Source organism: Shewanella sp. GD03713 (assembly GCF_029843705.1).
In the GTDB taxonomy this organism is placed as follows: Bacteria; Pseudomonadota; Gammaproteobacteria; order Enterobacterales; family Shewanellaceae; genus Shewanella.
This window is the reverse complement of the sequence record NZ_JAOCIW010000001.1, coordinates 1,285,282-1,297,852: the sequence shown is the minus strand read 5'-3', so window position 1 is coordinate 1,297,852 and position 12,571 is coordinate 1,285,282. Positions and strand designations below refer to the sequence as shown.

The following is a 12,571-nucleotide window of genomic DNA, read 5'->3' as shown; positions in this document are numbered from 1 at the left end:
TCTCATATTTTCGGTGAGTTTGCCGCTAAGACATTGCTTATCACAAAAGCCAAGCGGTAAAGAAGAGTCGATGAGGCGAACCCGCACCGCTGCCGAACGCAAAAGACAACGACAAGCACTAGCCTAGAGCTGCGAGTTTATGCCATGACGTTAGTCATCATGGTCTTCCAAAGGGTCGTAATCTAAGGCGTAGGAGACTTGTTCGTAATTAAAGCCTTGGCTCAGTAAAAACCGCACCCGTTTGGCTTTTTCTTTCGCCAGCAGCTCGCGGGATTGTGAGCCTTTGACCTCGGTGACTTTTGGGATAGCATATTTTTTGATGGCTTTAGCTTTTGCTAGCTCAAACCAATCATGATCATTTGCAGATAACGCGGCTTCGATACAATCCTTTGAAAGCCCCTTTTGGGCAATGGCTTGGCGAATACGGATAGGCCCATGACCACGGGCAATATGGCTGCGAACGAGAAGCTCGGCATAGCGCTTATCATTGATAAAACCCGATGCTTCACAATCATCGAGCACGGGATCGATATCAACGATTTCAAAGCCTTTCTCGAGCAGTTTGGAGCGGATTTCTTGGCGGGAATAGTCGCGGCGCGCTAACAGCGCGACCGCGATTTGACGGGCTGACTGGCTCAGAATACTTCGCCTGTTTCGAAATCAACATTGCCTTCGCTATTTTCATCATCAGAAGAAGATGAAGACATAGCACTTGGGTTACTCAGCAATAACTCACGCAGTGTTTTATCGATTTCAGCAGCAATTTCTGGATTTTCAGTCAGATATTTACCGGCATTTGCACGGCCCTGACCAATCTTGTCACCCTTGTAGCTGTACCATGCACCGGCTTTTTCGATCAGTTTATGAGCCACACCTAAATCGACTAATTCACCGGTACGGTTGATACCTTGACCGTAAAGAATTTGGAACTCAGCTTGCTTAAACGGCGCAGCAACTTTGTTTTTAACCACTTTAACGCGCGTCTCGTTACCTACCACTTCATCGCCTTCTTTGATTGCACCTGTACGGCGAATATCGAGACGAACAGAGGCGTAGAACTTCAGCGCGTTACCGCCCGTTGTGGTTTCTGGGTTACCAAACATCACACCAATCTTCATACGAATTTGGTTGATGAAGATTAACAGTGTATTCGATTGCTTGAGGTTACCCGCTAACTTACGCATCGCTTGGCTCATCATACGCGCCGCTAAGCCCATGTGTGAGTCACCAATTTCACCTTCAATTTCCGCTTTGGGTGTTAATGCCGCAACCGAGTCAACGATGATCACATCTACCGCACCAGAACGGGTTAACGCATCACAGATCTCAAGGGCTTGTTCACCGGTATCGGGTTGTGAACACAGTAAGTTATCGATATCAACGCCTAACTTTTTAGCATAGATAGGGTCTAGCGCGTGCTCGGCGTCGATAAAGGCACAGGTTTTACCTTCGCGCTGAGCGGCAGCAATCACTTCTAATGTCAGCGTCGTTTTACCTGATGATTCTGGACCATAAATCTCAACGATACGTCCCATTGGTAAACCGCCAGCACCTAAGGCGACGTCAAGGGAAAGTGAACCAGTAGAAATAGTCTCAACATCCATAGAGCGGTCTTCGCCCAGCTTCATGATGGAGCCTTTACCAAATTGCTTTTCAATTTGGCTCAATACCGCAGCAAGTGCTTTCTCTTTGTTTGGATCGACCTTCATTCCTGTTCCCTCATCTAGACAGTATCAGTACTGTCAAAAGTGATATTCAATTTAATAAAGCGGGTAATACAAAAAGCGAGGCTCTTTGTCATAATCTGCTGACTAGTATACTGTACAATCATACAGTATCAAGACCTGTGAATGATTTATTTTTCAGTCAGAAAATTTTCCCGTTGAGACAAGCTTTTACCGACTCGTGCTGCAGATTTGTCAGGATATCAGTGAATATCCATGGTTTAAGGGTCAATTTTCAGAAAATTATTGCTAAGATTGGCGTCAATTTATTTTAGACAGTAATAGTGCACATCCACTGATTTTTTATCCCATTACTGTACGACTTATTTCCCCGCTTTGGGCCGGCATAACGGACGAAAACGATTTAATGAATCCTATAGATACCGATGATTTAGAAAAACATACCCCTATGATGCGTCAATATTTGACCATGAAAGCAGAGCATCACGACATGCTGCTGTTTTATCGTATGGGTGACTTCTATGAACTCTTCTATGATGACGCAAAACGCGCCTCTGAATTATTGGGCATTTCCCTTACAGCTCGCGGCAAAAGTGGCGGAGACCCGATCCCGATGGCGGGTATCCCTTACCATGCAGTTGAAGGCTATCTGGCCAAATTGGTTCAAATTGGTCAATCGGTCGCGATCTGTGAGCAGATTGGCGATCCTGCTACCTCAAAGGGCCCAGTTGAGCGAAAAGTGGTGCGTATCGTCACCCCAGGTACTTTGACCGATGAAGCGCTATTGCAGGAGAGGCAAGACAATCTGTTAGCCGCGGTTTACCAAGGTAAAGTTGGTTTTGGCTACGCGACCCTCGATGTGTCTTCCGGCCGTTTCGTGATTGCCGAATTAGAGACAAAAGAGTCCCTCGAGGCCGAGCTGCAACGTACCAATCCGGTCGAAATTCTCTATAGCGAAGATTTTGGCGCGATGGAGCTATTGCACCATTTTAAAGGCAAGCGTCGCCGCCCCGAGTGGGAGTTTGATTACGATACCAGCATTAAACTGCTGCTGGCACAATTTGGCACTAAGGATTTGCACGGCTTTGGGATTACCGATGCAAGGCTTTCGCTACAAGCGGCTGGCTGCTTAATGCAATATGTGAAAGACACCCAACGCACCGCCCTGCCCCATATCAATGCAATTACCCGTTTCAATCAAACCGATACGATTGTCTTGGATGCGGCAACGCGCCGTAACCTCGAACTGACACAAAATTTGAGTGGTGGTCGAGATAACACCTTAGCAGCCGTGCTCGACAATACCGCCACAGCCATGGGCAGCCGGATGTTGCAACGCTGGATCCATCAGCCGCTAAGAGACCATGCCCTGATTTTTGCTCGCCAAACGGCCGTAAATGAATTACTCGAGACCACTGCCCATGAGTCATTGCATGAGCAGCTTAAAGCCCTAGGCGATATCGAACGTATCATGGCAAGGCTGGCGCTTCGCACCGCTCGTCCAAGGGATTTTGCCCGCCTACGCCAAGCATTAAACCTATTGCCTCAGTTGCAGCAATCACTCGCGCAGTTAAGTGCGCCCCATACGGTGAAACTAGGCCAACTTTTAGGTGAGTTTCCCGAAGAGCAACAACTGCTTGAGCACGCCATTGTCGATAACCCGCCGATGCTTATCCGTGATGGCGGCGTGATCCGTGAAGGCTACAATGCCGAGTTAGATGAATGGCGAGGCTTAAGTGAAGGAGCCACTGATTATCTAGTTCAGCTCGAGGCGCGGGAAAAAGAGCGTACCGGCATTGCCACGTTGAAGGTTGGCTACAACCGAGTGCATGGCTACTACATCGAAGTCAGTCGCCTGCAATCGCAGCAAGTGCCGTTAAATTACCAGCGTCGTCAAACCCTTAAGAATATGGAGCGTTACATCACGCCCGAACTTAAGGAATACGAAGAAAAAGTGCTGTCGAGCCAAGGTAAGGCGCTCGCCCTTGAAAAACAACTATGGGACGAATTGTTTGATTTAATCCTCCCCAAGTTGCATGAACTACAAGCCTTCGCCAGAGCGGCAGCTGAGCTCGATGTGCTGAGTAACTTTGCCGAACGTGCCGAAACTTTAGGGTATACCTGCCCAGAACTGAGCAGCGAAATCGGCGTAAAAATCGAAGCGGGTCGCCATCCAGTGGTTGAACGTGTGAGTCAAACGCCTTTTATCGCCAACCCTGTCACCCTACACAATCAACGCCGGATGTTGATTGTTACAGGTCCAAACATGGGCGGTAAATCGACCTACATGCGCCAAGTGGCGCTTATCACCCTAATGGCACATATTGGCTGCTTTGTGCCAGCTGATCGCGCCATCATTGGCCCTATCGATCGGATTTTTACTCGGATTGGCGCCTCAGACGATCTCGCCTCTGGTCGCTCAACCTTTATGGTGGAAATGACTGAAACGGCAAATATTCTCCATAATGCAACCGCGCAAAGTTTAGTCTTGATGGATGAAATTGGCCGTGGCACCTCAACCTACGATGGCCTGTCATTAGCTTGGTCTGCGGCTGAATATTTAGCACAGCAAGTCGGTGCAATGACGCTGTTTGCGACCCATTATTTCGAGTTAACGCAATTACCGGAAATTATGGCTGGCGTTTATAACGTGCACCTCGATGCGATTGAACACGAAGACACCATCGCCTTTATGCATGCAGTGCAAGAAGGTGCAGCCAGTAAGAGTTATGGTTTGCAGGTTGCGGCCCTTGCCGGGGTGCCAGCTCGGGTGATTAAGGCGGCAAAACACAAGTTACATCAACTTGAGAGCCGCGATTATCAAGTGGAAGGTGCTAATGTTCACGGCACTAGGGCACCGATCCAAACACTGCTCGCTCTGCCTGAGCCGGTGGAGAATCCCGCAGTCAGCAAATTAAAAGCCATCAATCCCGATAACCTGACCCCAAAACAGGCGCTGGATTTACTCTACGAGCTAAAACGCTTGAGTTAACACATAGAGTGAAAACTCGCGATAACATAAACGCGAAAGCATAAAAAAACGCCCTCAATATTGGGCGTTTTTTATGACTTTTTAAACTGGTTTAGGGCTAATTATCCAAGCCAAAGTTTCTAAACCTTAATCTCTAAACCTTAGTTTCTAAATAGGGCCTCTACAGAGAGGCCTTGAGCGCCCAGCAAATCACGTAGGCGTTTAAGGGCTTCTACTTGAATTTGGCGAACACGTTCACGGGTGAGGCCAATTTCTGCACCTACGTCTTCAAGGGTTGAGGGTTCATAACCCAATAAGCCAAAGCGGCGCGCTAACACTTCTCTTTGCTTGGTATTGAGTTCGTTGAGCCATTTCACCACTGAGTTTGAAATGTCTTCATCTTGTACTTTGTAGTCAGGGCCTACGTTGTCGTCATCGGCAAGCACATCGAGTAACGCCTTGTCGTTATCGCCACCTAAGGGGATATCGACAGAGGTGATCTTCTCGTTGAGCTTCAGCATACGGCTGACGTCAACACTGGATACTTGCAGTTTCTCGGCAATTTCTTCTGCCGTAGGTTCGTGGTCAAGTTTTTGCGCTAATTCCCGAGCCGTACGTAAATAGACGTTGAGCTCTTTTACCACATGGATTGGCAAGCGAATCGTGCGGGTTTGATTCATGATGGCACGTTCAATCGTTTGTCTGATCCACCAAGTCGCATAGGTTGAGAAACGGAAGCCTCTTTCTGGGTCGAATTTTTCCACCGCACGGATCAAGCCAAGATTACCCTCTTCGATTAAATCCAGCAGCGCTAGGCCACGATTATTGTACCGACGGGCAATTTTAACCACGAGTCGCAGGTTGCTCTCAATCATGCGATTACGGGATTTTTCGCAGCCTTTTAAGGCCTTACGGGAAAAGTAAACTTCTTCTTCTGCGCTAAGCAGTGGGGAAAACCCTATTTCACCTAAATAGAGCTGGGTGGCATCAAGATTTTTTTGTAGGTCATCTTGAACCTGTTGTTCGAGTCCTAGTTCTTGAACTAAATCAGCGGCAATATCCTGTTTATCGAGATCAAACTCTGCGGTATCTACGGAAAAATCTACTAGTTCTTCTGCGGCAGTGCTATTTATGCGGCTCATGATCAAATCTCCCAAACCTAATGTAAACTGCTTGAATTACTGCAATTTTTTATCCTCCATGCCAACAAGGCCCTAAACAATCATTGCTTAGGTAAATAGTTAAGTGGGTTAACAGACTGACCGTGGTAACGGATCTCGAAGCGAAGCATTACCTGATTGGTACCTGTACTGCCCATTTTTGCAACTGTCTGTCCAGCAAGGACATGTTGCTTTTCTTCGACTAAGATCTGATCTGCATGAGCATAGGCACTAAGGTAATCGTCACTATGTTTAATAATCACTAAATTACCATAACCCCTAAGAGCACTACCTGCGTATACCACCCGCCCATCTGCAGCGGCTTTGATGATATCTCCGCGTTTTCCTGCGATCTTAATTCCTTTATTTCCCTGCTCATTGGCAGAGTATGTCCCAATCAATTTACCTCTTACTGGCCATTGCCACTGACTGACACTGTCTGGCAGTGTTGATGTCGGGGCGACGATCGAAGGGTTAACATTTTGTTTAGAGCTTGTTGCAGAATACGCAGGCTTCGCTTTCTGATCAAGTGTTTTTTTCTGCTGTTCACTTGACAAGTTTTTCGCGGAAGAATTGTTACTAGCTGATTGTTTATCAAGAGAATTAGCTTTATTTTGCCCTTTAGACGCTGAATTACTTCCACCTAAAGTTGTAGAGCCTTTGCCATTTTTCCCAGTGTCATTCGTTAAATATAAAATCTGTCCAGGGTAGATGGTGTACGATTTATCTAATTGATTAATTTTGGCAATTTCGGCGAAGTCTTTACCCGCAGCCCAAGATATCGAATAAAGGGTGTCACCTTTCTTAACTTTATATGAATTAGATTTAATGTGGCCTTTGTTATGTTTGGAATAACTGTGGGAGAGACTTTCGACAGGTGCGGGGCGACTCGCCTGAAAGCTACAGCCCGCAAGCAACAACACTAAACTGAGGTTTAAGAGTAAACCCGCATTCAACAATAAAAACTCCTCTTTAGGGCTATCTTACTGTTTTACCTAATCATAAAAGGCCAAGTGTTCAACGAAGTGACCTAAAGCTAAATACTTCAGCGAATAACTTAAGCGAGCTCGCCATTGACCAAGGGAACAAATTTGACGGTTTCTATTACTTCAGAACTAAAACGGTCCGAGCGACGAGTAAAGCGCATCAATTGCTGCGTCTCTTCCCCCACAGGGATGATTAGCACGCCCCCTTCGGCCAATTGGGACAACAAGGCTTCGGGAACCTTAGCCGCTGCCGCCGTGACCATAATGCCATCGAAGGGGCTGCGATTCGGCCAGCCCTGCCAGCCATCACCATATTTGAATGACACATTATGCAGATCGAGCCGCTTTAATCTTTGTCTCGCTTGGATCTGTAAACCTTTAATACGCTCAATGGTGCACAGTTCTGGCACTAATTGCGCCAGGATCGCCGCTTGGTAGCCTGAGCCCGTTCCCACCTCAAGCACCTTTTGCGGCTGATGTTGAAGCAGTAACTCTGTCATACGCGCCACGATATAAGGCTGAGAAATGGTTTGTCCTTGGCCTATGGGCAAGGCAGTGTTTTCGTAGGCTTTATGGGCCAGCGCATTATCAAGAAACAACTCGCGCGGGGTATGGGATATTGCCTTAAGAACGGCTGGATGGCGGATCCCCGCCTCCTGAAGCTTTTTTGCTAAATTCACCGCCGATGTTAAGGCAACTCGAGTCATATTTTATCTACCCAATCTTGCAATACCGATAATTGTCTATACGCGGTCAAGTCCACGGTTAAGGGAGTGATCGACACATAACCATGGGCAATCGCATGGAAATCCGTTCCTTCACTCGCATCTTGTTCTACACCCGGTGGGCCAAGCCAAAAAATCTCTTTCCCCGCAGGATCCTGCGTTCGCACTATGCCTTCGGCCTTATGCCGTGCACCTAGGCGCGTCACCCGAATCCCTTTAATCTCATCGAGCGGTAAATCGGGCACATTGATATTGAGGATCTGATCGCTCGCAATCGGATGCGCTAACAGCCCCTGCACGATCCGCCGCGCATACACTGCCGCAGAGTGGTAATGTTTTAATGCCTTACCATTAAGCGAAATTGCAACGGCGGGGAAACCTAAAAACCGCCCCTCCATCGCCGCCGCTACTGTACCCGAATATAAAGTGTCATCCCCCATATTCGCGCCAGCATTGATGCCCGATACCACCATATCCGGCTCTCCATCACAAAGCTCACGTATAGCTAAGTGAACGCAATCCGTAGGTGTACCGTGAACCGAAATATAACCATTATCTAACCTATTAATTCTTAATGGGTTAGTCAAGGTTAAAGAGTTACTTGCGCCGGAACAATTACGATCGGGTGCAACCGTCATCACAGTGGCGATTTCGGCGAGCGCCTCGGTTAAGGCTCTGATCCCCGGCGCATTCACACCATCATCATTACTGACTAAGATGCGGATCATGAAGCGGACTCATCAGGCTCTGGCGCACTGGTTTCTGGTGTATCAAGCTCTGCCGTCTGACTCTCTGTTGCAGTATTCGCCTCAGGCGAGACTGTCGCTTGCCATTGCAGCTCTTTCACATCTTGATAATCAACCAGCTCTCTTAACAGCGATGTCGCAAAGCTGCCCGCAGGTAAAATAAATTCGAGCACTAATCCATCCGCAGTTTGCTCGTACTTAAGGCCTTGAGGCTCGAGTAACAATGGACGACGCTCCTGCTCAAGCCCCGCGTGCTCAAGGCCGTAGCAATCTTCGCTCAGCTCTGCCATGGCGAGGGTTTCAACCTCGGCGGCTTCGCCCTGCGGCAGCATTTTCCCGCGTCCCCAAAGTGGGGCTGAAAGCTGAATATCTTTCTCAATCAAGCGCTTTAAAACCACTAAGTCCCATTCTGGCGTGACGAAAAAGCTCTTACTGCCCGCCAGCATCACGCAATCCCCCGCTAAGGGTTTAGTGCCATGATTCGCCAAACGATAGGAGACGACGGTATTGAACAGATTGGAGCGCACCGCAGACAGATACATGCTGCGCTTATTACGGTCTTTCACCTTTTTGCCCGCCAGCATTTGCCGTCCCATCACTAGATTTTTACCATCGTGACCGAAACGCTGCTCACCAAAATAATTAGGCACACCAATCTGGCTGACTTTTTCAATGCGGCTGATAATGTCTTCTACGTTTGTGACATTGCGCAGGGTAAGAATAAAACGGTTGCCCAAGAGCGCGCCAATACGTAGTTTTTTGCTGTGGCGACTGCTGGATAAAACGGTTAAGCGCTCGCTGTTTAGCTCGCTCCAAGCTGGGGTTTCTTTACCTGGGATACGAATGCCAAACCACTGTTCTGTGATGGCATTTTTATCTTTTTGTCCAGCATAGGTCACCTCTTTGGGATGAACCTTAGCGAACTTCGCCAGCATTTCAGCCACTTGCACCGTATTCAGCCCATCCTTACGAATGTGGACTAAATGATGCTCGCCCTCGCCCGACGGGCTAAAAGGCAAAATCTCTTTCACGATAAAGTCGCTGTTAACGGTTCTTAAATCTGCGGTGCCCGTCGGTTTGCCGTACAGGTAATGTAGTTCGCTCATGGGTCTTTCTTATCTCTTAAAGTTTCAGGCTATTGGCGACTGAGTAATACGACGGCTTCGACCGCAATGCCTTCTTTACGGCCGGTAAACCCGAGTTTTTCGGTAGTGGTTGCCTTAACGTTGATATCGGCAACGTCAGCATTAAGATCGGCCGCCAACACGTGGCGCATATCCTCGATATGCGGCGCCATCTTAGGCGCTTGGGCAATGATAGTGACATCCAGATTACCTAGCTCAAATCCCTTCGCCCGCGCTAACGCATAGCAATGGCGCAGCAAGACGCGACTATCGGCGCCCTTATAGGCGGCATCGGTATCGGGGAAATGTTTACCAATATCCCCAAGGGCCATCGCCCCTAAAATGGCATCGGAGATGGCATGCAGCACTACATCGCCATCGGAATGAGCCACCAGCCCTGTTTCGTAGGGGACTTCGACCCCACACAAAATTAACGGGCGCGCTTCACCAAATTTATGGACATCAAAACCATGGCCGATTCGGATTTTCATTACTTAATTCCTAACGTATTTAATAAATTGCGCAATTCACTCAACTTGCCTTCAAGCATTCGCGCGCAGTAAAAAGAGCTCTGCCAACTCCAAATCATCGGGATGGGTGACTTTAATGTTATCCGCCCGCCCAGCGACCAAACCAGGGGAAATGCCCGCCCACTCCATCGCCGAGGCCTCATCGGTCACAACAGCCCCCGCGGCAAGCGCAGCTTTTAAATGTAATCGCAACAAGGAGGTAGGGAATAATTGCGGCGTCAACGCATGCCAGAGATTATCGCGGCAAACAGTCGAGCTAATTTCACCTAAGCTATTGGCGCGCTTCATGGTATCCCGCACAGGCATGGCCAAAATAGCCCCTTGGGGAAAGTGCACCCGCGAAGCCAGCAATTTATCTATGTCCCCCGCCATCAGGCAGGGTCTGGCCGCATCGTGTACTAAAGCCCAACCATTATCAGGCGCCTTATCGAGTGCCGCCAATACCGAGTCGGCGCGCTCAGAGCCGCCAATGACAGTCACCAGCTTGGGATGCTTAGCCTGCGGTAACGCAGCAAACTCGGTATCCTCAGGATGCAGTGCCACAATCACTTGGTTAATTTGCGGATGGGACAATAACTTGTCTAAGGTATGGGCCAGAATGCTTTGCCCCAGCAAGGTTAAATATTGCTTGGGTTTGCCCGCGCCCATGCGACTGCCAATCCCCGCGGCGGGCACAATCGCGACCACATGGTGCGAGAAAGGATCAATTTGAACTGCAACTTGGGTTTCGACCTGCGGCGCGACTTCTAATACGGTATCCATAGGCGCTCCGTTACTGCGAGGGACTCGATATTGAACGGTCACCGCCCACCACGCGATAGAAGGTCTCGCCTTCTTTCACCATGCCTAGCTCGTTACGCGCCCGCTCTTCAATCGCTTCGGTACCACTCTTAAGGTCGATAATTTCCTCTTTAAGCACCTGATTACGCTCATTGAGTTTTGCATTACCTTCTTGCTGAGCCGCGATCTGTTTTTGCAGAACAAAGTATTCGGGCAGGCTGTTATCGCCCGACCACAGCCGATATTGCAGCAAACCGAGAAGCACTATGAGTGCAATGACAAAGAATTTCATGGAGGAATTAGCGTCAGTATCTTGAATTAAAAAAATATACTGCAGATAGTACAACAAAAAAGGCCACCAAGTGGTGGCCTTTTTACATCAGACGACTAAATTACGCCTGACCTTTGATTTCTTTCAAACCGCGATATGGCGCTTTTTCACCTAATTGCTCTTCGATACGCAGCAATTGGTTGTATTTAGCAACACGGTCAGAACGGCACAGTGAACCGGTCTTGATTTGGCCAGCCGCAGTACCTACCGCTAAATCAGCGATAGTAGCGTCTTCAGTTTCACCGCTACGGTGTGAAATCACCGCAGTGTAACCCGCTGCTTTTGCCATACGGATAGCCGCTAAGGTTTCAGTTAATGAACCGATTTGGTTGAACTTGATCAGGATTGAGTTAGCGATGCCGTTCTCGATACCACGGGTTAAGATCTTAGTGTTAGTTACGAATAAATCGTCGCCCACTAATTGGATCTTATCGCCCATGATCTTAGTTTGGTATGCCCAACCATCCCAATCTGACTCGTCCAGACCGTCTTCAATAGAGACGATTGGATATTGTTCAGTCAGTGACTTCAGGAAGTCAGAGAAACCGTTTGAATCGAATACTTTGCCTTCGCCAGACAGGTCATATTTACCGTCTTTGTAGAACTCAGAAGCCGCACAGTCTAATGCCAGAGTCACGTCAGTACCCAGCTTGTAACCCGCTAATTCAACAGCTTCTTTGATTACCGCTAATGCATCAGCGTTAGAAGACAGGTTAGGTGCGAAACCACCTTCGTCACCCACAGAAGTGCTTAAACCTTTACCGTGCAGTACTTTTTTCAGGGTGTGGAAAATCTCAGCGCCCATACGTAAAGCTTCGCGGAAGTTTTTCGCGCCAACAGGTTGAACCATGAACTCTTGGATATCAACGTTGTTATCCGCGTGCTCACCACCGTTAAGGATGTTCATCATAGGCACTGGCATAGCGTATTGGCCAGGTGTGCCGTTTAATTCAGCGATGTGAGCGTATAGAGGCATGCCTTTGAATGCTGCAGCCGCTTTAGCCGCCGCTAAAGACACAGCTAGAATCGCGTTAGCGCCTAACTTGTCTTTGTTTTCAGTGCCGTCTAAGTCGATCATGATTTGATCGAGTTCAGCTTGTGCAGTCGCATCTTTACCGATTAACGCTGCACGGATAGGGCCGTTTACGTTAGCCACAGCAGTCAATACACCTTTACCTAAGTAACGGCTCTTGTCGCCATCACGCAGTTCCAGCGCTTCGCGGCTACCGGTAGAGGCACCAGATGGCGCAGCCGCCATACCGATAAAACCACCTTCTAAATGCACTTCGGCTTCAACTGTTGGGTTACCACGAGAATCCATGATCTCGCGACCAATCACGTTAATAATCTTAGCCATATTACCCTCGATTTAAGTTTAAAAGAGAAAAGAAAAAACCAATACCAATGGGAATTAACAGATGTAGAGTACGACCAAAATCTTTAAATTCCGTTTACTATTTCCGTCTATACGCATGTCGTTTATACACATGGGTATGAGTTTTTACTCATGATTACGCGGCCTGAGTGTAACAA

Annotated in this window: 12 protein-coding genes; 1 reads left to right on the top strand and 11 read right to left on the bottom strand. The window is 48.2% G+C overall.

Annotated elements, in window-relative coordinates; genetic code table 11:
• Positions 1-150: 150 nt before the first annotated feature.
• Positions 151-561 (bottom strand): regulatory protein RecX, encoded by a 411-nt coding sequence (locus N5E87_RS05730; RefSeq protein WP_279775840.1) that lies wholly within the window; start codon positions 559-561, stop codon positions 151-153.
• A gap of 74 nt (positions 562-635) precedes the next feature.
• The gene (gene recA / locus N5E87_RS05725) at positions 636-1,709 is read right to left on the bottom strand and encodes a recombinase RecA (protein ID WP_109287350.1); all 1,074 of its coding nucleotides are present in this window, start codon (positions 1,707-1,709) and stop codon (positions 636-638) included.
• 382 nt (positions 1,710-2,091) lie between these two features.
• On the opposite strand from recA, the gene mutS reads away from it, so the two are divergent.
• Positions 2,092-4,677: a DNA mismatch repair protein MutS gene (mutS, locus tag N5E87_RS05720; protein ID WP_279775159.1), complete on the top strand. Its 2,586-nt coding sequence runs from the start codon at positions 2,092-2,094 to the stop codon at positions 4,675-4,677.
• Positions 4,678-4,817: 140 nt separating this feature from the next.
• Here the strand turns inward: mutS and rpoS are convergent, their stop codons facing one another.
• The 9 genes from rpoS to eno all read right to left on the bottom strand — a co-directional run bounded on the left by rpoS (position 4,818) and on the right by eno (position 12,395).
• Complete coding sequence (rpoS, locus tag N5E87_RS05715) at positions 4,818-5,798, bottom strand: RNA polymerase sigma factor RpoS (RefSeq protein ID WP_086903154.1); 981 nt, start codon at positions 5,796-5,798, stop codon at positions 4,818-4,820.
• Positions 5,799-5,878: 80 nt separating this feature from the next.
• Positions 5,879-6,775, bottom strand: coding sequence for a peptidoglycan DD-metalloendopeptidase family protein (locus tag N5E87_RS05710; RefSeq protein ID WP_086903153.1), 897 nt, complete (start codon positions 6,773-6,775; stop codon positions 5,879-5,881).
• Between the two features lie 98 nt (positions 6,776-6,873).
• The gene (locus tag N5E87_RS05705; RefSeq protein WP_011621910.1) at positions 6,874-7,509 is read right to left on the bottom strand and encodes a protein-L-isoaspartate(D-aspartate) O-methyltransferase; all 636 of its coding nucleotides are present in this window, start codon (positions 7,507-7,509) and stop codon (positions 6,874-6,876) included.
• Positions 7,506-8,255 (bottom strand): 5'/3'-nucleotidase SurE, encoded by a 750-nt coding sequence (gene surE, locus N5E87_RS05700; protein ID WP_086903152.1) that lies wholly within the window; start codon positions 8,253-8,255, stop codon positions 7,506-7,508. Before surE ends, N5E87_RS05705 begins: the two co-directional genes overlap by 4 nt.
• The gene (locus tag N5E87_RS05695; RefSeq protein WP_279775158.1) at positions 8,252-9,379 is read right to left on the bottom strand and encodes a tRNA pseudouridine(13) synthase TruD; all 1,128 of its coding nucleotides are present in this window, start codon (positions 9,377-9,379) and stop codon (positions 8,252-8,254) included. The genes surE and N5E87_RS05695 overlap by 4 nt, the downstream gene beginning before the upstream one ends.
• 29 nt (positions 9,380-9,408) lie before the next feature.
• Positions 9,409-9,888: a 2-C-methyl-D-erythritol 2,4-cyclodiphosphate synthase gene (gene ispF / locus N5E87_RS05690; protein WP_086903150.1), complete on the bottom strand. Its 480-nt coding sequence runs from the start codon at positions 9,886-9,888 to the stop codon at positions 9,409-9,411.
• A 51-nt stretch (positions 9,889-9,939) separates the two neighbouring features.
• The gene (gene ispD, locus N5E87_RS05685; protein ID WP_086903149.1) at positions 9,940-10,689 is read right to left on the bottom strand and encodes a 2-C-methyl-D-erythritol 4-phosphate cytidylyltransferase; all 750 of its coding nucleotides are present in this window, start codon (positions 10,687-10,689) and stop codon (positions 9,940-9,942) included.
• 10 nt (positions 10,690-10,699) lie between these two features.
• Positions 10,700-10,999 carry a cell division protein FtsB gene (ftsB, locus tag N5E87_RS05680; protein ID WP_279775157.1) on the bottom strand — a complete coding sequence of 100 codons (300 nt, stop codon included), beginning with the start codon at positions 10,997-10,999 and terminating at the stop codon, positions 10,700-10,702.
• 100 nt (positions 11,000-11,099) lie between these two features.
• Complete coding sequence (gene eno, locus N5E87_RS05675) at positions 11,100-12,395, bottom strand: phosphopyruvate hydratase (protein ID WP_011621904.1); 1,296 nt, start codon at positions 12,393-12,395, stop codon at positions 11,100-11,102.
• Positions 12,396-12,571: the final 176 nt, after the last annotated feature.